The organism is Lelliottia sp. GFLA7 (assembly GCF_056490165.1).
Genome location: NZ_JBWLAQ010000004.1, coordinates 310,767 through 335,039 on the forward strand (window position 1 = coordinate 310,767; position 24,273 = coordinate 335,039).

The following is a 24,273-nucleotide window of genomic DNA, read 5'->3' on the forward strand; positions in this document are numbered from 1 at the left end:
CGAGTTTTAAATCCCCTGCATCATCCTGATACGCGCCGCATCTTCCCCTGGCGTCACGCCGAAATAACGCTTGAACTCACGACTAAACTGCGACGCACTCTCATAGCCCACGCGCATTGCTGCGGCGCTGGCCTTCATGCCGTCATGAATCATCAGCATGCGGGCTTTGTGCAGGCGATAGCTTTTCAGATACTGCAGTGGCGAAGTGCTGGTGACCGATTTAAAATTATGGTGGAACGCCGAAATACTCATATTCGCTTCTGAAGCCAGCTCGTCCACGCTCAGGTTTTCGGTGTACTGGCTTTCGATACGCTTCAGTACGCGGCTAATCAGGCTGAAATGCGTCTGGCGGCTCACCAGCGCCAGCAGCGCCCCGCCACCCGGCCCCATCAGCACATGATAAAGAATCTCGCGCACAATTTGCTTGCCGAGAATCCGCGCATCCAGCGGCGTTTCCATCACATCCAGCAAGCGTTCAATGGCGCACAAAATCTCATCGGAGAGCGTAGCCGAGTTGATGCCACTCGCGGCCATCGCAGGCTGGAAAAGCTCGTCTTCACCGATGTCCATCAGCAACTCCTGGAGCTGGAGAATATCGACATTAACCCGAATACCCGCCAGTGGAACCGCTTCTGTCGCGAAGGTTTCACATTCGAAGGGTAAAGGTACTGTCAGGAGCAAATATTCATTGGTGTCGTAGCGGAACACACGTTCATTGATATAACCAATTTTATGGCCCGAAAAGAGAAAAACGATGCCGGGCTGATACATCACCGGCGTACGCGTTCCGGGCTGCGTCCCGTATAACAAACGAATATCTGGCAGCACATCGTTGAGATTATTTTCTTTATCTTTCAGATTGTTAATTTTTTTAGTCAGTTGCTGGCAAATCTCTTCGCGGTTCATCTGTGCGCGCTCTCCCTACCGTTTCCAATGATGACAGTGTGCGTACTTTTTCGCATTTTCTCCAGCCATCTGTAGAAATGGGCAAGACAACGGCAGAAATGTGCATTGAGAGGATAGCGTCCGATGGCCACAATGATCACCATCAGGTAGCCCTATGCGCCGCCACGATTTTTCACCCACATAAGGGAACGAGCAATGAACAACTTTAATCTGCATACCCCAACCCGCATTCTGTTTGGCAAAAATGCTATCGCCGATCTGCGCGATCAAATTCCGGCTGGCGCTCGCGTGCTGATCACGTACGGTGGCGGTAGCGTCAAAAAGACCGGCGTGCTGGATCAGGTTTACAGCGCCCTCGAAGGCGTAGATGTGCGTGAGTTTGGCGGCATCGAGCCAAACCCGTCTTACGAAACGCTGATGAACGCCGTCAAGATCGCCCGTGAAGAGAACATCACCTTCCTGCTGGCTGTGGGCGGCGGATCAGTTCTCGACGGCACCAAATTTATCGCCGCAGCGGCTCATTATGCCGACGGCGTCGATCCGTGGCATATCCTGCAAACCGGCGGTCGCGACGTGAAAAGCGCAATCCCGATGGGTTCTGTGCTGACGCTGCCAGCAACAGGTTCTGAATCCAACAAAGGTGCGGTGATCTCTCGTAAAACCACGGGTGATAAACAAGCCTTTATGAACGACCACGTTCAGCCTGTCTTCGCTATTCTGGACCCGGTTTACACCTACACGTTGCCGCCGCGTCAGGTTGCTAACGGCGTGGTGGATGCCTTCGTCCACACGGTTGAGCAGTACGTCACTTATCCGGTGAACGGCAAAATTCAGGATCGTTTCGCCGAAGGTATTCTTCTGACGCTGATTGAAGACGGTCCAAAAGCGCTGCAAGAGCCAGAAAACTACGATGTGCGTGCCAACGTGATGTGGGCAGCGACGCAGGCGTTGAACGGTCTGATTGGCGCAGGCGTCCCGCAGGACTGGGCAACGCATATGCTTGGCCATGAGCTAACTGCGATGCACGGTCTGGATCACGCCCAGACGTTGGCGGTCGTTCTGCCTGCGCTGTGGAATGAAAAACGTGACACCAAACGCGCCAAACTGCTGCAATACGCCGAGCGTGTGTGGAACATCACTTCCGGTTCAGAAGACGAGCGCATCGATGCCGCAATCGAAGCGACGCGCAACTTCTTCGAGCAGATGGGCGTGCCAACTCGCCTCTCTGGTTACGGCCTGGACGGCAGCTCTATCCCGGCTCTGCTGGCCAAACTGGAAGAACACGGCATGACCCAACTGGGTGAACATCAAGACATTACCCTGGACGTGAGCCGTCGCATTTACGAAGCGGCACGCTAAGCGTTTTCGCATCTTGCCTTTCGTTTTTCGACTTTTCGTCCAGACTTAATGCACACCACATTACCGGGGGCTCCCCCGGTAATGAGCAAATGGAGGAGGAAAAATGGCAAACCAAACCGTAATCAAGCTTCAGGACGGCAACGTAATGCCCCAGTTAGGGCTAGGCGTATGGAAAGCCGGTAACGACGAGGTCGTGTCCGCCATTCACAAAGCACTGGAAGTCGGCTATCGGTCCATCGATACCGCCGCCGCATACAAAAATGAAGACGGCGTAGGAACCGCGCTTGCCAGCGCAGGCGTCCCGCGCGATGAGTTATTCATCACCACCAAACTGTGGAATGACGACCAAAAACGCCCGCATGACGCTCTGCAGGAAAGTCTGGATAAGCTCCAGTTGGATTTCGTCGATCTGTATCTGATGCACTGGCCGGTTCCCGCGATCGATCATTACGTTGACGCCTGGAAAGGCATGATCGAGCTGCAGCAGGCAGGCCTGGTGAAGAGTATTGGGGTATGTAATTTCCAGGTGCATCATCTGCAACGGCTGATCGATGAAACGGGCGTCGCCCCGGTAATCAACCAGATCGAGCTGCACCCGCTGATGCAGCAGCGCCAGCTACATGCCTGGAACGCCACGCATAAGATCCAAACCGAATCCTGGAGCCCGCTGGCACAGGGTGGCGAAGGCGTTTTCGATCAAAAAATCATTCGTGAACTGGCCGAGAAGTACGGCAAAACCGTGGCGCAGATTGTCATTCGCTGGCATCTGGATAGCGGCCTGGTGGTGATTCCGAAATCGGTCACACCGTCGCGCATTGCCGAGAACTTCGACGTATGGGATTTCCGTCTGGATAAAGATGAGCTGGGCGAGATCGCAAAACTGGATCAGGGTAAACGTTTAGGGCCGGATCCGGATCAGTTCGGCGGCTAATTCCCCTCACCCTACCCCTCTCCCACAGGGAGAGGGAACTCTTTTCTGCCCTTTCCCTGTAGGAGAGGCAACTCTTTCCGCCCCCCTCTCTGCGAGCAGAAACACGTTCTCACCTGGGTGACATCCGCGTTTTTCACCCTCTCCCTGCGAGCAAACGCACTCTTCATCTTCGACTTGCGAGCAAGCGCGCTCTTCTCCTTCTACCTGCGAGCAAGTGCGCTCTTCCCCCTCTCCCTGTGGGAGAGGGCTGGGGTGAGGGCATCAGCGTTAACCGATCTTACGCTTCACGCTTTTCTTCGCACCCGCCGCACCATTCGAGCGCTGATGCACAATTGGCGTATGCTTAGTGAGCGCCGGGCGCGTATGACGATTCTGACGACGCGCTTCGCGCATTTCATCCACCGTTGGCGCAGGCACCAGACAATCGCGGCGTGAACCAATCAAATGCTTTTTACCCATATCTTCCAGCGCCTGACGGATTAACGGCCAGTTTGCCGGATCGTGATAACGCAGCAGCGCTTTATGCAGACGGCGCTGTTTATCACCTTTAGGCACCACCACATCTTCACTCTTATAACCAATCTTACTCAGCGGGTTCTTGCCGGTGTAATACATGGTCGTGGAGTTCGCGAGCGGCGACGGGTAGAAGTTCTGCACCTGATCCAGACGGAAGCGGCGCTGTTTCAGCCACAGCGCCAGATTCACCATATCTTCGTCACGCGTACCGGGGTGTGCAGAGATGAAGTAAGGGATCAGATATTGCTCTTTGCCCGCCTGTTTGGAATAGGTGTCGAACAGCTCTTTAAAGCGGTCATAACTGCCCATTCCCGGCTTCATCATCTTCGATAATGGGCCTTCTTCGGTGTGCTCCGGCGCAATCTTCAGATAGCCGCCGACGTGATGCGTCGCCAGCTCCTTAATATAGCGTGGATCTTCTACCGCGATGTCATAACGCACACCGGAGGCGATCAGGATCTTCTTGATGCCCTTCAGGTCACGGGCGCGGCGATACAGATTGATCGTCGGCTCATGGTTGGTGTCCATATGCTCGCAAATGCTTGGATAAACACATGACAGACGACGGCAGGTCTGTTCTGCACGCGGCGACTTGCAGCGCAGCATATACATGTTCGCCGTTGGGCCACCTAAATCGGAAATCACGCCGGTAAAACCCGGAACCGTGTCGCGAATGGCTTCGATCTCGTTGACAATCGACTCTTCAGAGCGGCTCTGAATAATGCGCCCTTCATGCTCGGTGATTGAACAGAAAGAACACCCACCAAAACAACCGCGCATGATGTTGATCGAGAAACGGATCATCTCATACGCCGGAATGCGGCTATCGCCATACGCGGGATGCGGCACGCGTTTGTATGGCAGAGCAAATACGCTGTCCATCTCTTCGGTGGAGAGCGGAATCGCTGGCGGGTTGACCCAGATATAACGCTCGCCGTGCTTTTGCATCAGGGCGCGCGCGCAGCCAGGGTTCGTTTCGTGGTGCAGAATACGCGACGCGTGAGCGTACAGTACTTTGTCGCCTTTCACTTTTTCGAAAGACGGCAGCAACACATAGGTTTTTTCCCATGGTTTAGGGCGCGGAGGCTGAACGACAACGGCTTTGGCCTCGGTCTTTTTCGGCTCAACCGGTTTGTTATCCGCGCACGGCAGATCATCACCGTAAGGATGTGGGATCGGGTCGATTTTACCCGGCATATCGATGATGCGGGAATCCACGCCACTCCAGCCCGGCAGCGCTTCTTTCACCATAATCGCGGTGTTGCGCACGTCGCGGATATTGCCAACCGGCTCACCCTGCGACAGACGATGCGCCACTTCTACCAGCGGGCGTTCACCGTTGCCGAAGATCAGCATGTCAGCTTTTGAATCCACCAGCACCGAACGGCGCACGGTATCAGACCAGTAATCGTAATGCGCGGTACGGCGCAAGCTTGCTTCGATTCCGCCCAGGATGACCGGCACGTCTTTCCATGCTTCTTTACAACGCTGGGTGTAAACCAAAGTGGCGCGATCCGGGCGTTTGCCCGCGACGTTATCGGCGGTGTACGCATCGTCGTGGCGCAACTTACGATCGGCGGTATAGCGGTTGATCATCGAATCCATGTTGCCGGCGGTGACGCCGAAGAACAGGTTCGGTTTGCCGAGGCTCATGAAAGCCTCTTTGCTGTTCCAGTCCGGCTGGGCGATGATCCCTACACGGAAGCCCTGCGCTTCCAGCATGCGTCCACAAATGGCCATGCCAAAGCTCGGGTGATCGACGTACGCGTCGCCAGTCACCAGAATAATATCGCAGCTGTCCCAGCCCAGTTGGTCCATCTCTTCGCGGGACATCGGCAGGAATGGCGCCGGTCCAAAACAGGCCGCCCAGTATTGGGGCCAGGAGAAGAGGTCTCGATCCGGCTGGATCAAGGATATTGCGCTCATAATGCTTCCGAAGAAAAAATAAACAAAGGGCGGGGATTATACGCTGGTTTGTGACGCAAATTGAAGGGGTATTGTTATCGGTTTTAACCCTCACCCAAAAGGGGGCGAGGGTTTTGAATTTGACTTATGGCGCAGGATTCACCAGCAGCTGCCCCACGGAGCCGCGATCGGCCATTTCCAGCGTCTGGCTGTGGAACAGGAACGGGAAGTGAGACCAGGAAGGCTGTCCGTAATAGACCAGCAGTTCGACCTGTCCGTCGACCCAGACGGTATCTTTCCAGCCCCGGTCTTCCGGGAACGGCATCGCCCCGTTGACGTTGCGGATCAGGAAGCTCACGCCTTCAATATGGAATGCCTGGGGCATTTCCGCCCGCACCGTCCAGCGCTCCCACGTTCCTTGCTGAGCGGTGATATCAATGCGATTGATGTCCCACAGCGCACCGTTAATACCCGGATCGTCGCCCAGACTGATGTCACGACTGCGAACCGGCGTACCGCTCATAATCTCTTGCGGCAGTAAACGCATCGGCAAACTGTCCGTCACCAGCGGCAACAGACCCGTTGGACGCAGCGTCAGCACCAGCGTTGAGACCAAAATACTCGACGGCTCGAAGAAGCCACGGATGCGATCCACAATGCTCGCCGCCTCGCCGCAGGTGATGGACACTTCATCACCGTTAGTCATGTCGACGAGAATTTCGCGACGTTCACCCGGTGCCAGCGCCAGCTGCTTAACGGACACCGGCGCAGGTAAAAAGCCCTGATCGCCAGAAATCACATGCAGCGCGCGGCCATCGCTCATTTGCAGTAAATAACGACGTGAATTGGACGCATTGAGCAAGCGCAGACGAACCCAACCGCGAGACACCTCGACGTACGGGCTTTGCGCGCCGTTGACCATCAGGATGTCACCGACAAACCCACCGCTACCGGGTTCGCTGTACTCCGGCGTACCAAAGTTATCCAGGCGCTTGTCCTGAATAATGATCGGGAAATCGTCCACCCCGTAATGGTTTGGAATCGGCAGAGACTTACTCACGTCATCTTCCACTAACCACATCCCGGCCAGGCCGTTATACACATGTTGCGCGGTGCGGTTAGGGGTATTTGCGTGGTACCACAGCGTGGAGGCGCTCTGACGAATTGGCAGAACCGGTGCCCAGTCGGCGCTCGGCGTCATCATGCGTGCTGCACCGCCAATCAACGGGCCTGGTACCTGCAATCCGCTGATTGTCATGGCGACATTTTCGGTCAGACGGTTGCTGTAAATCAGCTTCACGTCATCGCCGTTCCAGACGCGAATGGTCGGGCCAAGATAACGGCCATTCACACCCCATACCGCCGCGCGCGTCCCCTGAGTGAAAGACCAGTGCGAACGCTGCATTGTCAGAAAAAGGGGCTGACCGCGACGGGATTCGAGCAACGGCGGAATGGGCAGCGGCTGTTGCTGCCCGGCGGCGTTGGCTGTCAGCGGAACCGCGCCGGCACAAAGGGCGATTCCGGAAGCCTGAATAAACTGACGCCGACTGAATGACATATTTGCTCCATGTAAAACGGCTAACTGCACGGGAATTCGTTTTCCCTTTAATCCGGCTTAAACCTTACCGGCGGCTTCTCTCTCAGCGACTTCTTTGTCAAGCTCAGCGATTTTTTGCGCCATCAGTTCACGACAATGGGCGGCCAGCTCGCGAACCTGATCTTTGCCATATTTGCTGGTATCAACCGGCGGCAGCATTTCGACAATCGCGAGTCCGTTATTCCAGCGGTTAAGATTAATTTTATTAGAGGTATTGGAAACGCACACAGGAATAATCGGGACACCGGCCGCAATGGCAGCATGAAACGCACCGGTTTTGAATGGCAACAGTCCGCGACCACGGCTGCGCGTCCCTTCAGGGAACATCCAGATAGAGATTTTACGTTTCTTAAAATGACTCACCACTTCTGCGATGGTGCTGTGCGCTTTAGCACGGTTGTTACGGTCAATCAGCAAGTTACCGGTGAGCCAATACAGCAGGCCGAAAAACGGGACCCACAGCAGGCTTTTCTTACCGACAGTCACTGTCGGTGGCAGCACGATGCCGGCAGCCGTCACCATATCGTAGTTATTTTGATGATTTCCGATATAGATGGCGTTACCGAAGTGTTCTGCGCCCTCTGGCAGGCGATTTTCGACCTTCAGGCCAAACAGCGGCGCAAGATGACTGAACAGGCGGCCAAACGTCGAAACGTGCTTTGGATTACGTGGACTGAAGAGGCAGTAAATGCACCCGAACACGCAGACCAGAATGCAGTAGATAACAGCAAGAATTAAGCGAACAATTAATAGCATAGCGACCTCAGAAGCCCTAACGGCTGACAATTATACTTCAACTGTCGCCGGGTAAGGATTTTGTTTTTTTATATCGGAAATTTTAGCGAGAACCCCCTTCTGAGCAGAAGGGGGTGAAGCTCGTTTACTCTTCGCTGTCGCCCGATTTTTCACGGTTCGGGGAGTCAATTTCCACGCGGTCAATCCGTTGCAAACCACGCATCAGCGAACCACGACGTCCACGTTCGCCGACCACTTTTTGCAGCTCTTCCGGACGCAGTTTGATTTTGCGCTTGCCGACATGCACCGTCAGCGTGCTCTGCGGCGGCAGAATGAAGAGATGCGCCAGGCCATCTTCGCCTTTTGCCGCTTCTGCTGACGGGATGCTGATGATCTTGTTGCCCTTGCCTTTCGACAACTGCGGCAGATCGCTGACCGGGAACATCAGCATGCGGCCTGCGGCGGTGATCGCCAGCAGCATGTCGTTGTCGTTCTCAATCACCAGCGGTGGCATCACATGGGCGTTATCCGGCAGGCTGATCAGCGCTTTACCGGCACGGTTACGCGCCACGAGATCGTTGAAGGTACAGATAAAACCGTAGCCGGCATCAGACGCCATCAGCAGTTTTTGCTCTTCGCCTTCCATCAGCATATGGTCAACCGTTGCGCCCGGCGGCAGCGTCAGCTTGCCGGTAATCGGCTCGCCCTGCCCGCGCGCAGAAGGCAGCGTAATCGGATCGATCGCATAGCTGCGCCCGGTTGAATCGATAAACACCACCGGCTGATTGCTCTTGCCTTTCACGGCAGATTTAAAACTGTCGCCCGCTTTGTAGCTCAGGCCTGGCGCGTCAATATCGTGGCCTTTGGCGCTACGTACCCAACCGCTTTGCGAGAGAACAATGGTCACCGGCTCTGACGGCAGCATATCGTGCTCGTTCATCGCCTTCGCTTCTTCGCGCTCGTGCAGCGGAGAACGACGGTCATCGCCAAACGCATCGGAATCGGCCTGCAGTTCTTTCTTCAGCAGATTGCTCATCTTGCGCTCGGACGCCAGAATCGCCTGCAGCTGATCGCGCTCTTTTTCCAGTTCGTTCTGCTCACCGCGGATTTTCATCTCTTCCAGCTTGGCGAGATGGCGCAGTTTCAGCTCAAGGATCGCTTCGGCCTGGGTTTCGCTGATGCCAAAACGCGACATCAGCGCGGGCTTCGGCTCATCCTCAGAACGAATGATTTCGATCACTTCGTCAATATTCAGGAACGCCACCAGCAAACCTTCAAGAATATGCAGGCGCTTAAGGACTTTCTCCAGACGATAGTTCAGGCGGCGGCGCACGGTATCGCGACGGAACGCCAGCCATTCGGTCAGGATCTCCAGCAGGTTTTTCACCGACGGACGACCATTCAGACCAATCATGTTCAGGTTGATGCGGTAGCTTTTTTCCAGATCGGTGGTGACGAACAGGTGGTTCATCACCTGCTCCATATCCACGCGGTTGGAGCGCGGGACAATCACCAGACGCGTTGGGTTTTCGTGGTCGGATTCATCACGCAGATCGTCCACCATCGGCAGCTTTTTGTTGCGCATCTGCGCAGCAATTTGCTCCAGCACTTTGGCGCCCGACACCTGATGCGGCAGCGCGGTGATCACCACGGCCCCGTCTTCTTTGGTCCACACCGCACGCATGCGCACGGAGCCACGTCCGTTCTGGTAGATTTTGCGGATTTCCGCCCGCGAGGTGATGATTTCGGCTTCGGTCGGATAATCCGGGCCCTGCACGATATCCAGCACTTCGTCGAGAGTGGTGTTCGGTTTTTCGATCAGCGTCATCGCCGCTTTCGCCACTTCGCGCAGGTTGTGCGGCGGAATATCCGTCGCCATCCCCACGGCAATACCGGTGGTGCCGTTCAGCAAAATGTTCGGCAGACGCGCAGGCAGCATTTTCGGCTCCTGCATCGTGCCGTCAAAGTTTGGCACCCAGTCGACCGTGCCCTGGCCCAGTTCACCGAGCAGCACTTCTGCGTATTTTGATAAGCGCGATTCGGTATAACGCATCGCGGCGAAGGATTTCGGATCGTCCGGTGCCCCCCAGTTTCCCTGGCCGTCGACCAGCGGATAACGATAGGAGAATGGCTGCGCCATTAATACCATCGCTTCATAACAGGCGCTGTCGCCGTGCGGATGGTATTTACCGAGAACGTCACCCACGGTACGGGCGGATTTTTTGAATTTCGCGCTGGCGCTCAGGCCCAGCTCTGACATCGCGAAAACGATGCGACGCTGAACCGGCTTCAGGCCATCGCCGATAAACGGCAGTGCCCTGTCCATGATGACGTACATGGAATAGTTCAGATAGGCGTTTTCAGTGAATTCATGTAGCGCGAGGCGCTCTGCCATATCGCTCATTAAATGTCATTCCTCAACTCAGAAACCTGTGGGTTTCAGGCAATATTGCCGCAGATACTACCCTATCTGACGAGTTGAGTCACAAAGAAAAAGGGCCGCAGAAACGGCCCTTTTTGACATTATTTGTTCAGCTTGATGACCTGTTTGACGTCGATTTCAAACTCATTCCACTCTTTATCAACTTTACCCTGAATTTCGACTTTATCCTGCGGACTGATGGTCTGACCGTTCCAGCGTTTATGGTCAATTTCGACATTCACCGTGCCGGTGGTATCGCGGAATAGGTAGCGGTCGTCAGACAGGCGCTCGGTGATGTTCCCGCGCAGTTTGACCCAGCTGTCGTCCTTCTGATCTTTCACCTTTGCCGCCGTGGTGAGATTGGCGTCGTTATCCACGAACCCGCCCTGCTGAGTTTGCGTCTGGGTCTGGGCCGGCGTCGCCGACGGGCCATTGAATCCACCTTGCGCGGCAAACACAGGGGCAGTGGTCATCATCATGATAGCGGTCATCGCTGCTAATTTTTTCATCGTTATCTCTCCCTTTATGTTGTTTAGAACTCCATTAAACAGCGTAAACCTTAACAACTTCTTAAGGGGGAAATTTTTTTATTTTTGCTGTACAGCAGAGGCTTGCAGGAGGTTAACTGCTCTTTAACGGCAACCTCATGGAGGAAATAATGCGCATTTTACTGGTAGAAGATGACAAGCTCATTGGTGACGGCCTCAAAGCCGGGCTGACAAAAATGGGCTTTAGCGTTGACTGGTTCACCGACGGCGGCACCGGTAAAACCGCGCTCTATTCCGCCCCTTACGATGCGGTCGTGCTGGATCTCACGCTGCCGGGCATGGATGGCCTCGATATTCTGCGCGAATGGCGCGAAAAAGGGCGCAGCGAGCCGGTATTGATTCTCACCGCGCGCGACGCGCTTTATCAGCGTGTGGAGGGGTTGCGCCTGGGGGCCGATGACTATCTGTGCAAACCCTTTGCCTTAGTGGAAGTCGCCGCACGACTCGAGGCGCTGGTGCGACGCAGCCACGGTCAGACCCGAAGTGAATTGCGCCACGGCAACGTGACGCTGGATCCGGTGAGTCTGGTCGCCAAACTGGACGGCGAAACGCTCCCCCTCAAGCCGAAAGAGTTCGCCCTGCTGGAACTGCTGATGCGCAACGCGGGCCGCGTGTTGCCGCGTAAAAACATCGAAGAGAAGCTGTACACCTGGGATGATGATGTCTCCAGCAACGCCGTCGAAGTTCACGTCCATCACCTGCGTCGCAAACTGGGCAGCCATTTTATCCGCACCGTCCACGGGATCGGTTACACCCTGGGTGACGTATGAAACTGACGCAACGTTTAAGTCTGAAATTACGCCTGACGCTGCTTTTTTTAGTGCTGTCGCTGGCCGCCTGGCTCGCCGCCAGCGTGGTGGCGTGGCAGCAGACCACGCACAAGCTCGATAAGCTGTTCGATACCCAGCAGATGCTGTTCGCAAAACGTTTGCTGACGATGGATATCGACGAACTCAACGCCCCTGCCCGCATGCGCGAAGCGCCCAAAAAAGCCAAACACGGGCATCTTGACGACGACGCGCTGGCCTTCGCCATTTATTCCACTGACGGCAAAATGCTGCTGCACGATGGCGAAAATGGCCAGGATATTCCGTATGACTATCGCCGTGATGGCTTTGATAACGGCCAGCTCAAGGATGATAAAGACGCGTGGCGGTTTCTGTGGCTGACGGCACCCAACGGCAATTACCGTATCGTGGTCGGCCAGGAGTGGGAATATCGCCAGGAGATGGCGCTGGATGTCGTCACTTCGCAGCTCACGCCATGGCTGGTCGCGCTGCCGCTAATGCTGTTACTGCTTATTGTCTTATTAAGCCGCGAGCTACGTCCCCTGAAGCGCCTGGCGCAGTCGTTACGCCAGCGCGCGCCAGATGCCACGGAAAAACTCGCCACCGACGGCGTGCCAACGGAAGTGCGCCCTTTGCTCGACGCGCTGAATCACCTGTTTGACCGCACGCAGGAGATGATGACGCGCGAGCGGCGTTTTACATCCGATGCCGCGCACGAACTTCGTAGTCCACTGACGGCGCTGAAGGTGCAAACCGAAGTGGCGCAGCTTTCGCTCGACGATCCCGCCGCGCAGGAAAAAGCGCTCGCGCAACTGCGCACCGGCATCGATCGCGCATCGCGTCTGGTGGATCAACTGCTCACGCTTTCACGCCTGGATTCGCTGGACAATCTCGATGACATCGAAGCGATTCCGCTGGCCGATCTGCTGCAATCCGCGGTGATGGATATTTACCATCACGCCCAGCGCGCAGGGATTGAGATCCGCCTGAATATTCACACTCAGGTGACCCGTTCCGGTCAGCCATTGCTGCTGAGCCTGCTGGTCCGCAATCTGCTGGACAATGCCGTGCGCTATAGTCCACGCGGCAGCGCGGTGGACGTCACGCTTAGCGCCCAGAGTTTTACCGTACGCGACAACGGCCCGGGCATTTCCCCCGACGCGCTGGCGCGGATTGGCGAGCGTTTTTACCGTCCGCCAGGCCAGGATGAAACCGGTAGCGGCCTGGGGCTGTCAATTGTCAAACGTATCGCCGCGCTGCACGGCATGCGCGTTTCGCTCGCCAATGCACGGGAAGGCGGCTTTGAGGTGACGGTGAGTTGGTGACTCATTATTGCGCCAGAAGCAAAAGACTTTACACATTTTGCTCATTTCACCGCATCGTTGTTGCGGGTAAAATCGTGACCAATCTCACAAGACTGAGGAAAACGAATGAGCAATATCCTGATTATCAATGGTGCGAAAAAATTCGCCCACTCTAACGGCCAACTGAACGACACCCTGACCGAGGTCGCGGACGGTTTCCTGCGCGACGCCGGACACGATGTTAAAGTCGTGCGTACCGACGGCGATTACGACATTCAAGCCGAAGTGCAGAATTTCCTGTGGGCCGACGTCATCGTCTGGCAGATGCCGGGCTGGTGGATGGGCGCGCCGTGGACTGTGAAAAAGTACATGGATGATGTGTTTACCGAAGGCCACGGTTCGCTGTATGCCAGCGATGGTCGCTCTCGTTCTGATGGCGCTAAAAAATACGGTTCCGGCGGTCTGCTGCACGGCAAAAAATACATGCTGTCTCTGACCTGGAATGCCCCGCTGGATGCCTTCACCGACGAAGATCAGTTCTTCCATGGCGTGGGCGTTGATGGCGCCTATTTGCCTTTCCATAAGGCCAATCAGTTCCTGGCGCTGGAGCCGCTGCCAACGTTTATCGTGAATGACGTGATTAAAATGCCAGACGTGCCGCGCTATATCGCCGAATATCGCAAGCATCTCGCCGAGATTTTTGCTTAACTGGTAGCCTGTCATCAGGAGAAATGATCATGTTAACTGTTATTGCTGAAATCCGTACGCGTCCAGGCCAACATCACCGCCAGGCCGTGCTGGATGAGTTCGTGAAGATTATCCCGGCCGTATTGAAAGAAGAAGGCTGCCACGGCTATGCGCCGATGGTGGACACCGCTGCAGGCGTGAGCTTCCAGACCACCGCACCTGACTCCATCATTATGGTTGAGCAGTGGGAAACCGTGGCCCATCTTGAAGCGCATCTGCAAACGCCACACATGAAAGCGTGGGGCGACGTGGTGAAAGGTAACGTTCTGGAAACGCATATCCGTATTCTGGAGCAAGGGGTTTAAGTTCCCCTACCCCTCTCTCCTAAGGAGAGAGGGAACTGCCCGTAGCCGAGTTTACTCCCTCGCCTCTTTGGGTAGCGGAGGAATTACCAGTACAATTTCCAGCTTTGTGTAAACCGCACCAGCGCCTCGACGTAGAAATAATCCCCCCAGCTTGCGCACTCATCCACGCCTTTATCGCTCGCCAGATGGTAAACCGAGTGCTTAAGTAGACCGTTGCCCTTCTCGTCTTTTCCCATCAGATAGTGTTTTGTCAGCGAGGACATAATGCCCTTCGCCCATTCCAGATACCGTTCACGATCCGGATCGGTCGCAGGCAGGTGTTTGACCAGTTCCAGCAGGCCGCATACCGCAATCGCCGCCGAAGACGAATCACGCAGCGCATCGGTGCCGACCAGCGCCAAATCCCAGTGGCAAACACCGTCTTGCGGAAGTCGATTGAGGAAATAGTTCGCCAGCCGTTTCGACAGGGCAATCATCGTGTCGTCGCCGGTATAAATGTAGCTCAGCAGAAAACCGTAAATCCCCCACGCCTGGCCGCGCGACCAGCAGGAGTCGTCGGCGTAGCCCTGCTGCGTATTGCCGTAACGCGGTGCACCGGTTTTGACATCCATATAATAGGTATGGAACGTAGAGGCATCTTCACGAATCAGATACATCGCTGCCTGCATAACATGAGCTTTGGCGGCATCGGCAAAGCGCGGATCGCCCGTCTGCTCGGTCGCCCAGTACAACAGGGGCAGATTCATGTTGCAGTCGATGATCATCCGCCCGGCCTGCTCGGGATCGGACAGATCGCCCCACGCCTGGATGATCCTGGCTTTATCGTGGAAACGCTCAAGCAGCGCTTCTGCCGCCAGCAGCGAAAAGCCACGCGCCTCGCGGTTGCCGGTCAGACGCCAGTCCGCCACGCACGAGAGCGTATAAAGGAAGCCCAGATCGTGGGTATTCGTATCGTGACGACCGGCGATGCGCAGACCAAAAGAGCGGGTGTGCTTCTCGGCCATCGCACGGAATTTTTCGTCACCGCTCATCTCCCATGCCAGCCACAGCTGCCCGGTCCAGAAGCTGGTTGTCCATTCGACGTTGTCGGTCAGCGGATAAAATCCGTCTTTGCAGGTCTCTGCCGGGAATTGTTCACCGAACTCCGTTAAATGACGGCTAATCAGTTCGAGGACATGCTGGCGTGCCGTGCTTAATTCATCCCTGAATGCATGGGCATTAACGGGGGCGGGAATATCGGCCAGACGTTCCTCTACGATATGACTTAACATATTTCGGTTCCTTCTTTGACGGCAAAATTATCGAGATGGATTCTGTTCTGCTACAGAGATTGCAGATGTGCCACGCCATTTGCTTTGGCAGGCGGATAACGTAAAGGCAGAGATCAGCGTAAAGGTCAGCGCCGTTGCGCCCATAATGATATAGGTCTGTTCAAATCCGATGCGGTCATACATATATCCCGCCGGTGACGAGATAACCACATTTCCGACATACAGCATCGCCTGATAGCCCAATAAGTACATGGTGGCGTTTACACGTTTATCGAAATGCTCGGCGATATATTTAAATACCGACACCAGCAGCAAACAGATTTCCAGACCGTATAAAGGCTTGAGAATGGAAATTAATAAGTGGGAATCGCACAGGCCGGAAATAATCAGACGCGCCCCGACGATCAACCCGACGATCAGTAATCCGCGCTTGGCACCGATAAAGTTCACGAACAGCGGAATCACCATATACATGACAAATTCCATACCCGATTGAACCGTGCCGAGGTAGCCGAATACCGCGTTGCCCTGATGTATATCGTCAAAGAAGGTGACGAAGTAGCGCGAGAACTGCTGCTCGGCGATAAACATCATCCACGCCACGCCGGCGACATACAGGCAGAAGGCCCAAAACTTGCGACTGCGCAGCAGCGCGTAAACATCCGAAGGGGCGATTTTCTCTTTGGTCAGTACGTCAGCGGCATGAACGGAGTTAGTGTTCACTTTCAGGTTCAGCAGAACAATGAGCATGATGACTGACGCCACGCTACCCAGAATAAAATTATACGCAGGCGAGAGGTTAAACAGCAGGCCTGAGAACGACGACGCCACCGCCCAGCCAAGGGAACCCCACATGCGAATCTGACCAAACTCCATGCCGTTCAGACGACTGAAGCGATCGGAATAGGATTCACACGCCGCCACGCCCGCATACCAGGCAAAGCTTAAATAGAGCGCGCCGATAATAATACCCAGCATCGTGTTGGACATTAACAGCGGCTGATAGACATAAATAAAGAACGGTGCCATGAGGGCCGACATCGCCACCACAAAATAGAGCAGGTATTTGCTCATCCCGATCTTATCGAGAATATAGCCGTAGATCGGTTTTAAAATAACGGAGAAAATACCGTTAACCGCAAATACCGTCCCGATAACCGATCCGCTGAGATTGGCCTTTTGTCCGAGCCAGATCGCCAGCAAACCAATACTTGCCGACCACGTAAAGAAATAGAGAAAGATAAAGGTACTGATTTTGTAATATTCGGTTCTGTTATTCGTTGATGTATTTTCCATACTATCCTCGCCGAAATATAGGGTGCCAGAGTGTTATAAAAAGAAAGAGAGCTGACGTTTATTATCAGGGTCACGAATAACGACCTGATCGGTATTAATTTGAAGCTGCGGGATCTCCGCTATTTTGTGCGAATCGCTGCACGCCATAACCGCGCAGCACAGCCAGCTTTCCCCTTGCGGGAGGGTTGTGCTGAGTACCGGAATCGCGGCGCATTCAGCAAACATAATGCTGCTGTTTGGCGGCGTGATAACGGTGTCAGGTTGACGCGTGATGGCAGGCGACAGATCGGCAATCACGCTGCTGCCGTTATCCGCCGAGAGAAAACATCCGCGCGCGGTCAGCTGCGGCTGCGTCTTCATCACCGCAAAGCCCCCTTCTACTGCCTGTAAAGTCCTGCCGCTATTCACCCGATGCAGACGGATATGCCACGCGCCAAACGGCACCAGCCAAGTGTCGATATGAACGTCTTGCCATGGCGACCAACGCGAGAAAATCCCATTTTCGTCGACGCGTACTTCCGCGCATTCCCGACGCCCGCGGTAGTAATTGTCGCCATCGGATAACAGCAGCATAGAGTCGCAGGCCGCGTGTTTAAGGCCGTAACGCCCGCGCTCAATCGTGAAGCCGAAGCGGCTGGAGTAGGCGAATTTGGTGTATTTCGCGTCGGTATTCACATAGTTGTTTAGCTCAAGCTGCCCGGCGGTGAGCATCGTGACGTGCTGCGAATCATCGGCGTGCATCAGGATTTGCTGCGCGTGTGAAATAACGCGTTTCTCGGCCAGCGCTGGCAGCGGTTGTTCTTGCGCTTGCCAGAACGGATGCTCCTCCGGCAACGCCAGAATCAGATACGTTTTCAGCGCCCAATACGGAGAGCCTGGCGAGTTGTAATCTTCGCACATCGCCAGATTGGGATAGGCAAAGCCGAGCGTCAAAATGCCGTCGCGATCGAGGATCGGCTGCTGCTGCCACCAGCGAAGATGGCGCAGGATAATGCCTTTCACGATGCCCGGCGTGAACACATTTAGGCCGGAAAAAGCGACGGCGCTCCAGAACGCTACCATCGCAAAGCGATAGGTCAGGCTGCGGCCAAACGGCACCGACGCGCCGTCGGCGGCAGACATGTAAATGAAATCTTCGGCGAACTGACGCGAACGCTCACGCAGCACCGTTGCCCTCTCCTCGTCGCCGCTCAAGGTGGCGTAGATCAGGCCATAAAAGTGAAACGCCATCGAGATGTAGTAGTCTTTTGGTCGCCCCGGACCATCGGAATACCAACCATTGCCGAGGTAATAAGCGTCCATCATGGCGAAGCGGCGGTCGATCGCCACCTGATCAAACGGCAACCCGGCGCGTTTAAACCCCAGCTGAACCATAATGGCAAAATAGTTCCAGTTACTGTCCGGCATTTGCGCGTCGGTTATCTGATTGAGCCACGCGTGCAGGTTCATCACCTCGCGCTCGGTGAACAGGTCGGTGAGTTTTTCCTGCAACAGCGACAACCCAAGGCCGTACGATGCCATCTCGACCAGACGCTGATCGTAAGGTTCTGTTTCGCCCCAATAGCCTGCGCTTTGCGGATCGGTCCCCTGTTTGATGGCCGCGATGTATTTGTCGCTAAACGGTGTAGTATCGCCCGCCGCCATCAGCGGAAACAGCCCCCATAGTACGCGCGACAGCCCCTCCATATGCGCCACGTCGGTGGCGTAGTGTGCGCAGGTATCGCCCAGCGAAAACCGCGAACTCCCCGCCGGAAATTGCTTATCCACTGCACCCAGCATCGTATTGAATTCCGCCACCACGTCCTGACGGGAAGACAACGGATTTGATGTTTCTTTGTTTGCCGCCCACATACGCTTTCCCTCGTCATCATCTGCGGCAAAGAATAGTGAATCCATACACCGTAGAAATGTTAGCCACGTCACAGCGGCGAGAGATCAATAAACCCACAGTTGAGAAAATTTAAAAAGGTGGTTTATAAAGACGAACAGAAGGGCAAAAGTTGAGTTTTATTGCACTATGCGTGAGATGCCAAAATCCGACCATCTGGAGCTGATTACCTTAAACGACACCATCGTGTCGTTCAGTCGGCTATTTGCCAATACGGTGCGGTATCACCACTGGCACCAATGCCTGGAAATTCTCTATGTGGAAGAAGGGTTTGGCGTGGCGATTGTCGATAATCGTCATTACACTATGCGCCCTGGACGGCTGTTTTTCTTCCCGCCGTTTACCCTGCACAAAGTCATGGTCGATGAGCAGGCCGAAGCGATTTATCGCCGCACGATTATTCATCTCGATCACCATGCGGTTCTGAAAGTGCTGCGCGATTTTCCGCAGACGCAGCAGCGGCTGCAAAAACTGTCCCGACGCGGCGGTGAAGCGTGGGTGGCGGATATGGCAGATTGTCATCCCCATATTCATCATCTGTTTAGCGGCTACCATCCACCGTTAACCAGCGAAAGTGTCGCCAGCCTGATCATCAGTCTGTTTGCAATGCTGCCGGATGATAAGGACGGCGCGCCCGGCAGCAGCCACGGCATTGCCAGTCAGGTCATGTTCTGGCTTGATGAACACTACCAGCAAAAATTCAGCCTCGATGCGCTGGCTGGCGAGTTGGGAAAGTCCCGCAGCTACGTCTCACGAAAATTTCATGCTGAAACGGGCGAGAAAATCCATGATTACCTGAATACGCTGCGGCTGCGAAAAGCCTGCGAATGCCTGCTTCACAGCAATGAGAGCGTGCGGGATATCGCCACGCGGGTGGGATTTTCGGACGTGACGTATTTTATTAGCGCCTTCAAAAAGGGCATCGGTGAGACGCCCTTGCAGTACCGGAAGAATCATCCTGGCGCATGATCAGTTGCTCTTTTTACCCGGCTTCAATCCGCGGTGTAATTCATTGATGCGCTTTATCGATTTAATGCTGCGCTGCGGCGTGGTCGAGGCGACCGACAGGATGATCATCTCCAGACACAGCAGCACCGTGCCGTGCAGAGGAATTTTACCTTTCTCGCCGCCGCGTGGGACGTGAATCACGACGTTTGCCTCTTTGCTGAAGCGCGAATCCAGAGCGTTCGTGAGCAGGATCGCGGGAATGCCCAGCCGTTTCGCCTCGCGCAGCGTGGTTTGCCCTTCCCGGTGCGCGGATTTCTGCGCCATCATCACCAGTACGTCGCCGCGCTGTAGCTCAATAAGCTGTTCAGCCAGCCCAATTCCCGTGCGATTGAGCGCCGTAGCCGGCAGCCCCATTCGACTAAACATGCGCGCGGAGTATTCCGCCAGAACACCCGATGCGCCAATGCCAAAAATGGCCACCTGGCGTGCCTCACTCAGCAGCGCCACCGCTTGCGCCATGGCGAAGCGATTGTTTGGCTCTGATAACACCTCGCAGGTATGTTGATGGCCCTCCAGCACAAAATCGATGCTGGAATTGACGTCGCTGGTCAGGATATTGACCGTGGTCGAGATCTTTTCACTGGCGCTGATCGCCGGTCCAAACCAGTGCTCAAGCGTACTTTTCAGATCCCGCAGTCCGGCAAAACCGAGCGCCTGAATCGCCCGCACCACGGTGGCATCGGAGGTTTTTAGAACCGCCGCAATCTCCATCGCCGTTTGTTCCATCACCGCTTCACGGTTCTCATTGATGTACGTGGCGACCTGATGCAGGCGAGGCGTCAGCTGGTGTGCGCGGGCGCGAAAGCGATCGCCATAGAGATCGACACGCGATTTATCTTTGCGGATCACTTCGCCTCCGGGAGCGGGCGGCCCGCGATTTGCGATTGCACTTGCGCCGCCATTAGACCCAGCGAAGCGAAGGAGTTAGAGATCGCCTCTTCACGGGAAATCAGGACGTAATGCCCGGTACGACAGGCAGTGAGGAACTGACACCAGCCAGGCATCACGGTTTCCATGGCCGCCAGTTCGTCCTGCGGTTTGCCACCGGTGTCGCCGCGCCACGTCGCAAAGACAAAATCGGCGTCCAGCTCCGGCAAACGCTCGGCGCTCACGTCAATACGGCCACCGTCCGGAATGCTGTCGATAAGCGGCGGAAAGCTGAATCCGGCATCACGCAGCACGCGGCCCAGCGAGTGATAGCTGTGCATAGCGGTGATTTTGCCCTGGTTGGCCTGAATGACCGAAACGGAGATCTTCTGGGTGCCTATCGTCGCTTTCAGCGCGTTGAGTTGTTCCTGATAGCGACGCTCCAGAATGCTCAGCCGCGCCTGCGTGCCGGTCAGTTGCGCCAGCTTGCGGTAGATTTCCGGTGCGCCACCGTCGAGATGATCGATGCTCACCGTGGGGGCGATCCGCGCCAGTTGCTCAATCGGTGTGTTGCGCGTGGGCTCGGTGATAATCAGATCCGGTTTTGCGGCAGCAATAGCTTCTATGTCGATATCCGCCGTGCCGATAAATTTGATGTCGGAATTATCAAAATCGACGCCCGTTAACATGCCGCTGGAGCGAAGAAAATGGCTGCCGTCAGGGCGCGTGCGTCCGTGGCTGGCGATGGGCGGAACACCGAGTTCGATCAGCGGGATCGTGATGTCGAGATCGTGTAACGACACGATCCGTTTCGGGTGGACGGGTACCTGCACCGCACGACCCAAATCATCCGTAAATGTCTGCACATTTTCAGCTGCGCTGACGGAAAACCCCGCCAGTAGCAGCAGGGAAAAGAATAAACGCATAACGCCCCCGGTTAAAACCTGTCCCGACGCTGCCAGAGCAGCACCAGGAAAAACGGCCCGCCAATCAGCGAGACAATGATACCGGCGGGCAATTGCAGCGGCAGAAAAGCCAGCCGCCCAAGGTTATCCGCCAGCAAAACCAGCAGCGCGCCTGACACCGCACTGCCCGCAAGCAGCGACGTCTGGCCGCCGCGCAGTAAAAATCGTGTCATGTGCGGGGCGATTAACCCCACAAAGCCAATACTTCCCACGCAAGAGACGCAGGCGGCCGTCAATAACACCGGTGCAATCACCTGCAGTAATGCCAGTCTGGCGGGGCGCACGCCAAGCCCGGTGGCGACCTGATGACCCAGAAGCGAAACGTCGGTCGCGCGCGCCGTGAATAGCAGGAGCGCAAACGCCGGAAGTGCCCAACCTGCGGCAACGCTGACCAGCGTCCAGTTGGCCGCATGCAGGCTTCCGGCCAGCCACAGCAGCGCGGTCTGCACGTCGCGTACGTCGGCGGTGGTCATGAAAACACCCATTCCGGCGGCAAATGCCCACGACACGCCAATGCCGATCAAAATAAAGCGCGGGCGAGAGATATCGCGGGCGAGCAGCACGACCAAAAGCGCTGTCAGCAGCCCGCCTGCCATGCCTATCGCTGGTCGCCAGATAACGCCGAGCGCCGGGAACTGGAAAATCAGCAGTAAAACCGCGACGCTACAACCCTCTTTCACGCCAATCAGCCCGGGATCGGCGAGGCCGTTACGGGTTACCGACTGCATCGCCGCCCCCGCGACACCCAGCATAGCTCCACACAGTAGCGCCATCAGCAGGCGCGGCAGACGAATATCCTGGACGATATAACGCGCATCAGCACTGAGTGCATCGGGGTAAAACAGCGCACGTCCTATCGCCGACGCGGGAATAGGCAGCGAGCCGTGAGTGAGGCCAAACAGCGTCATCCCCAGACAAAGCAGGACTAGCGCCCCCAGCAAAAGGAGCGCTTTAGGACGAACGACGTTAGAAAATCCGCCCAGACGTAGAGGCCTGAGGCCTGCGCGAAGAACCGCTGGTTTCATTTGAACATTCTCGTCGCCATGAGGATAAACACCGGCGCGCCGACCAGGGCTGTGACTACGCCAGTCGCCAGCTCGTGGGGCGCAAACAGCGCACGGGCGGCGATATCCACCAGCAATACCACCAGCGCGCCGCAGCAAGCGGACAGGGGCACCATGACGCGCAAATCAGTCGACACCAGACGGCGGATAATTTGAGGGACAACCAGGCCAATAAACCCTATCGGCCCGGCAATCGACACCGCCGCACCGCAGAGCAACGCAATCGCCAGCAGGCAGAGGAGACGCGTGCGCAGCAGCGAGACGCCCAGGCCCTGCGCCATGCGATCGCCGAGCGCGAGCATGTTCACTGAAGGAGAAAGCGCAATCGCCAGCGTCAATCCAGACGCTGCGACCCAGGCGGCAGTCTGGATTGTCGCCCAGCTCACGCCCGCCACATCACCCGCAAGCCAGGTGCGCATCGAAAGCAACGTTTGCTCATCCAAAATTAAGACCGCCGCGGTAATGGATGATGCAAACGCCGAAATCGCGACGCCGCATAGCGTCACTTTCATGGGCGTTAGCCCGCTTCGCCCGGCTGAAGAAAGGGTCAAGACCAGCAGAAATAATGCCGCCGCCCCCGCCGCCGCAATCAGCGGACGTCCAACGGGGAACGTCAGCCCAAGCGCGCTGGTCAGCACCACTGCCAGCGCCGCCCCCGCGTTCAGCCCCAAAATATGCGGCTCGCCAAGAGGATTGCGGATCACCGCTTGCAGCAGTACGCCCGCCACGCCCAGCGCCGCACCGGTCATCAGAGCCGCGAGCAGGCGCAACAGGCGCAGATTGATAATCACGTTGTGATCGAAGTTGCGCGGATCGAACGCGAGAAACGCCTGCGCTACGATCTGCGCAGGGATAAACCGCGCGCCAATCCCAAGATGCAAAATGGCTCCCGCCAGCAGCAACGCGATGAAAACAACAGATGCCAGGCTAGTGCGCATCAGGCTTTTCCTGCGCGACGAAACGGCATAAAGAACGGTTTGCCCGTCACGGGATTGATCGACATTTGCACGTCGACATCGAATACCGCTTTGATCAGCTCCGGCGTACACACATCGTCTTCATTCAGCACGCTTTTCACTTTCCCTTCGCGTAAAAAGACCAGTGTATCGCCGTAGTTCACCGCAAAGTTGAGGTCGTGCAATACCACAACGACGGTGCGCCCGTGATGGCGAGTTAAATCGTAAAGCAGTTCCAGAATCTCGACCTGATAGCGTAAATCGAGATACGTGGTTGGCTCATCGAGAAGGATGTACGGCGTTTGTTGCGCCAGCGCCATGGCAATCCAGCAGCGCTGCCGCTGGCCGCCAGAGAGGCTTTCGACAGGCAAATGCGCATATTCCTGAGTGCCGGTTAAACGCAGCGCCTCTTCGACTGCCTGCTCGTCGGCGTCGGTCCACTGGCGCATAAAGTTTTGCCATGGAAAACGCCCGCGCGATACCATCTCAAATACCGTTAACCCTTCGGGCAAGAGCGGTGACTGCGGCAAAATGCCCAGCCTGCGCGAGACGCTTTTAGTGGGTTGTTCATGGATGCGCTTTCCCTCGAGCAATACCGTGCCGCCCATGGGTTGCAGCAAACGCGCAATGGTGCTGAGCAGGGTCGATTTACCGCATCCGTTTGCCCCAACCAGAACGGTCATTTTTTCAGGGGGAATGGTGAGGGAAATGTCATCAACGATGATTTTTTTCTGATAACCAGCAGAGAGATTATCGAGAACCAATCCCTGCTCTGTCGCGTTTTGAGCCACGTGTGCCAACTTAATCAAATAACAGACAAATAAAAATAAAACTCATTCTCTTTTGTGAGTTTGCCGTTGCGCCATGTAGTAGTCAAGAGGATAAACACCTTAAA

The 24,273-nt window shown here is 55.7% G+C and carries 21 protein-coding genes; 7 read left to right on the forward strand and 14 right to left on the reverse strand.

Going from position 1 to position 24,273, the window contains the following annotated elements; all coding sequences use genetic code 11:
- Positions 1 to 6: 6 nt before the first annotated feature.
- Positions 7 to 906, reverse strand: a complete 900-nt coding sequence (locus tag AC07RN_RS14570) for an AraC family transcriptional regulator (RefSeq protein ID WP_478336689.1) — start codon at positions 904 to 906, stop codon at positions 7 to 9.
- 195 nt (positions 907 to 1,101) lie between these two features.
- On the opposite strand from AC07RN_RS14570, the gene yqhD reads away from it, so the two are divergent.
- Both yqhD and dkgA read left to right on the forward strand, forming a co-directional pair.
- Positions 1,102 to 2,265, forward strand: coding sequence for an alcohol dehydrogenase (yqhD, locus tag AC07RN_RS14575; protein WP_015960409.1), 1,164 nt, complete (start codon positions 1,102 to 1,104; stop codon positions 2,263 to 2,265).
- Between the two features lie 103 nt (positions 2,266 to 2,368).
- Positions 2,369 to 3,196, forward strand: coding sequence for a 2,5-didehydrogluconate reductase DkgA (dkgA, locus tag AC07RN_RS14580; RefSeq protein ID WP_015960410.1), 828 nt, complete (start codon positions 2,369 to 2,371; stop codon positions 3,194 to 3,196).
- 267 nt (positions 3,197 to 3,463) lie between these two features.
- Here the strand turns inward: dkgA and AC07RN_RS14585 are convergent, their stop codons facing one another.
- The 5 genes from AC07RN_RS14585 to AC07RN_RS14605 form a co-directional block, all read right to left on the reverse strand.
- Entirely contained in the window at positions 3,464 to 5,638 is a 2,175-nt protein-coding gene (locus AC07RN_RS14585; protein ID WP_015960411.1) for a YgiQ family radical SAM protein, read from the reverse strand.
- A gap of 124 nt (positions 5,639 to 5,762) precedes the next feature.
- Positions 5,763 to 7,175, reverse strand: coding sequence for a cell division protein FtsP (gene ftsP / locus AC07RN_RS14590; RefSeq protein WP_015960412.1), 1,413 nt, complete (start codon positions 7,173 to 7,175; stop codon positions 5,763 to 5,765).
- A gap of 57 nt (positions 7,176 to 7,232) precedes the next feature.
- On the reverse strand, positions 7,233 to 7,970 hold the full coding sequence (locus tag AC07RN_RS14595) for a 1-acylglycerol-3-phosphate O-acyltransferase (RefSeq protein WP_015960413.1): 738 nt from the start codon (positions 7,968 to 7,970) through the stop codon (positions 7,233 to 7,235).
- A gap of 124 nt (positions 7,971 to 8,094) precedes the next feature.
- Complete coding sequence (gene parC, locus AC07RN_RS14600; protein ID WP_015960414.1) at positions 8,095 to 10,353, reverse strand: DNA topoisomerase IV subunit A; 2,259 nt, start codon at positions 10,351 to 10,353, stop codon at positions 8,095 to 8,097.
- 119 nt (positions 10,354 to 10,472) lie between these two features.
- Entirely contained in the window at positions 10,473 to 10,880 is a 408-nt protein-coding gene (locus tag AC07RN_RS14605) for a YgiW/YdeI family stress tolerance OB fold protein (protein WP_059177503.1), read from the reverse strand.
- A 149-nt stretch (positions 10,881 to 11,029) separates the two neighbouring features.
- Between AC07RN_RS14605 and qseB the strand changes: the two genes are divergently transcribed.
- The 4 genes from qseB to AC07RN_RS14625 all read left to right on the forward strand — a co-directional run bounded on the left by qseB (position 11,030) and on the right by AC07RN_RS14625 (position 14,063).
- Complete coding sequence (qseB, locus tag AC07RN_RS14610) at positions 11,030 to 11,689, forward strand: quorum sensing response regulator transcription factor QseB (protein WP_015960416.1); 660 nt, start codon at positions 11,030 to 11,032, stop codon at positions 11,687 to 11,689.
- Positions 11,686 to 13,032 carry a quorum sensing histidine kinase QseC gene (gene qseC / locus AC07RN_RS14615; protein WP_478336690.1) on the forward strand — a complete coding sequence of 449 codons (1,347 nt, stop codon included), beginning with the start codon at positions 11,686 to 11,688 and terminating at the stop codon, positions 13,030 to 13,032. Before qseB ends, qseC begins: the two co-directional genes overlap by 4 nt.
- A gap of 105 nt (positions 13,033 to 13,137) precedes the next feature.
- Complete coding sequence (locus tag AC07RN_RS14620; RefSeq protein ID WP_059177500.1) at positions 13,138 to 13,719, forward strand: NAD(P)H-dependent oxidoreductase; 582 nt, start codon at positions 13,138 to 13,140, stop codon at positions 13,717 to 13,719.
- 29 nt (positions 13,720 to 13,748) lie between these two features.
- Positions 13,749 to 14,063 carry a putative quinol monooxygenase gene (locus AC07RN_RS14625; protein WP_478336691.1) on the forward strand — a complete coding sequence of 105 codons (315 nt, stop codon included), beginning with the start codon at positions 13,749 to 13,751 and terminating at the stop codon, positions 14,061 to 14,063.
- Positions 14,064 to 14,146: 83 nt separating this feature from the next.
- Here AC07RN_RS14625 and AC07RN_RS14630 read toward each other — a convergent pair whose 3' ends face one another.
- From AC07RN_RS14630 to AC07RN_RS14640, 3 genes are read right to left on the reverse strand one after another with little or no spacing between them, the layout of a single operon-like run.
- Positions 14,147 to 15,334, reverse strand: coding sequence for a glycoside hydrolase family 88 protein (locus AC07RN_RS14630; protein WP_478336692.1), 1,188 nt, complete (start codon positions 15,332 to 15,334; stop codon positions 14,147 to 14,149).
- 27 nt (positions 15,335 to 15,361) lie between these two features.
- Complete coding sequence (locus AC07RN_RS14635; protein WP_478336693.1) at positions 15,362 to 16,630, reverse strand: oligosaccharide MFS transporter; 1,269 nt, start codon at positions 16,628 to 16,630, stop codon at positions 15,362 to 15,364.
- 33 nt (positions 16,631 to 16,663) lie between these two features.
- Entirely contained in the window at positions 16,664 to 18,481 is a 1,818-nt protein-coding gene (locus AC07RN_RS14640; RefSeq protein WP_478336727.1) for a DUF2264 domain-containing protein, read from the reverse strand.
- A gap of 166 nt (positions 18,482 to 18,647) precedes the next feature.
- Between AC07RN_RS14640 and AC07RN_RS14645 the strand changes: the two genes are divergently transcribed.
- Complete coding sequence (locus tag AC07RN_RS14645; protein WP_015960423.1) at positions 18,648 to 19,487, forward strand: helix-turn-helix transcriptional regulator; 840 nt, start codon at positions 18,648 to 18,650, stop codon at positions 19,485 to 19,487.
- Here AC07RN_RS14645 and AC07RN_RS14650 read toward each other — a convergent pair whose 3' ends face one another.
- From AC07RN_RS14650 to AC07RN_RS14670, 5 genes are read right to left on the reverse strand one after another with little or no spacing between them, the layout of a single operon-like run.
- Positions 19,488 to 20,375, reverse strand: a complete 888-nt coding sequence (locus AC07RN_RS14650; RefSeq protein ID WP_478336694.1) for a MurR/RpiR family transcriptional regulator — start codon at positions 20,373 to 20,375, stop codon at positions 19,488 to 19,490.
- Positions 20,372 to 21,319 carry an iron-siderophore ABC transporter substrate-binding protein gene (locus AC07RN_RS14655; RefSeq protein ID WP_015960425.1) on the reverse strand — a complete coding sequence of 316 codons (948 nt, stop codon included), beginning with the start codon at positions 21,317 to 21,319 and terminating at the stop codon, positions 20,372 to 20,374. The genes AC07RN_RS14650 and AC07RN_RS14655 overlap by 4 nt, the downstream gene beginning before the upstream one ends.
- A gap of 11 nt (positions 21,320 to 21,330) precedes the next feature.
- On the reverse strand, positions 21,331 to 22,383 hold the full coding sequence (locus AC07RN_RS14660) for a FecCD family ABC transporter permease (protein WP_478336695.1): 1,053 nt from the start codon (positions 22,381 to 22,383) through the stop codon (positions 21,331 to 21,333).
- The gene (locus AC07RN_RS14665; protein WP_478336728.1) at positions 22,380 to 23,363 is read right to left on the reverse strand and encodes a FecCD family ABC transporter permease; all 984 of its coding nucleotides are present in this window, start codon (positions 23,361 to 23,363) and stop codon (positions 22,380 to 22,382) included. The genes AC07RN_RS14660 and AC07RN_RS14665 overlap by 4 nt, the downstream gene beginning before the upstream one ends.
- Positions 23,360 to 24,169: an ABC transporter ATP-binding protein gene (locus tag AC07RN_RS14670; RefSeq protein WP_478336696.1), complete on the reverse strand. Its 810-nt coding sequence runs from the start codon at positions 24,167 to 24,169 to the stop codon at positions 23,360 to 23,362. The genes AC07RN_RS14665 and AC07RN_RS14670 overlap by 4 nt, the downstream gene beginning before the upstream one ends.
- Positions 24,170 to 24,273 lie beyond the last annotated feature (104 nt).

Coding starts and splice junctions, on each gene's coding strand:
- AC07RN_RS14660 (WP_478336695.1), bottom strand. CDS start 22,383: ATGAAACCAGCGGTTCTTCGCGCAGGCCTCAGGCCTCTACGTCTGGGC.
- ftsP (WP_015960412.1), bottom strand. CDS start 7,175: ATGTCATTCAGTCGGCGTCAGTTTATTCAGGCTTCCGGAATCGCCCTT.
- qseC (WP_478336690.1), top strand. CDS start 11,686: ATGAAACTGACGCAACGTTTAAGTCTGAAATTACGCCTGACGCTGCTT.
- AC07RN_RS14605 (WP_059177503.1), bottom strand. CDS start 10,880: ATGAAAAAATTAGCAGCGATGACCGCTATCATGATGATGACCACTGCC.
- parC (WP_015960414.1), bottom strand. CDS start 10,353: ATGAGCGATATGGCAGAGCGCCTCGCGCTACATGAATTCACTGAAAAC.
- AC07RN_RS14635 (WP_478336693.1), bottom strand. CDS start 16,630: ATGGAAAATACATCAACGAATAACAGAACCGAATATTACAAAATCAGT.
- AC07RN_RS14645 (WP_015960423.1), top strand. CDS start 18,648: ATGCGTGAGATGCCAAAATCCGACCATCTGGAGCTGATTACCTTAAAC.
- AC07RN_RS14630 (WP_478336692.1), bottom strand. CDS start 15,334: ATGTTAAGTCATATCGTAGAGGAACGTCTGGCCGATATTCCCGCCCCC.
- AC07RN_RS14620 (WP_059177500.1), top strand. CDS start 13,138: ATGAGCAATATCCTGATTATCAATGGTGCGAAAAAATTCGCCCACTCT.
- AC07RN_RS14655 (WP_015960425.1), bottom strand. CDS start 21,319: ATGCGTTTATTCTTTTCCCTGCTGCTACTGGCGGGGTTTTCCGTCAGC.
- AC07RN_RS14625 (WP_478336691.1), top strand. CDS start 13,749: ATGTTAACTGTTATTGCTGAAATCCGTACGCGTCCAGGCCAACATCAC.
- dkgA (WP_015960410.1), top strand. CDS start 2,369: ATGGCAAACCAAACCGTAATCAAGCTTCAGGACGGCAACGTAATGCCC.
- AC07RN_RS14585 (WP_015960411.1), bottom strand. CDS start 5,638: ATGAGCGCAATATCCTTGATCCAGCCGGATCGAGACCTCTTCTCCTGG.
- AC07RN_RS14595 (WP_015960413.1), bottom strand. CDS start 7,970: ATGCTATTAATTGTTCGCTTAATTCTTGCTGTTATCTACTGCATTCTG.
- yqhD (WP_015960409.1), top strand. CDS start 1,102: ATGAACAACTTTAATCTGCATACCCCAACCCGCATTCTGTTTGGCAAA.
- AC07RN_RS14570 (WP_478336689.1), bottom strand. CDS start 906: ATGAACCGCGAAGAGATTTGCCAGCAACTGACTAAAAAAATTAACAAT.
- AC07RN_RS14640 (WP_478336727.1), bottom strand. CDS start 18,481: ATGTGGGCGGCAAACAAAGAAACATCAAATCCGTTGTCTTCCCGTCAG.
- qseB (WP_015960416.1), top strand. CDS start 11,030: ATGCGCATTTTACTGGTAGAAGATGACAAGCTCATTGGTGACGGCCTC.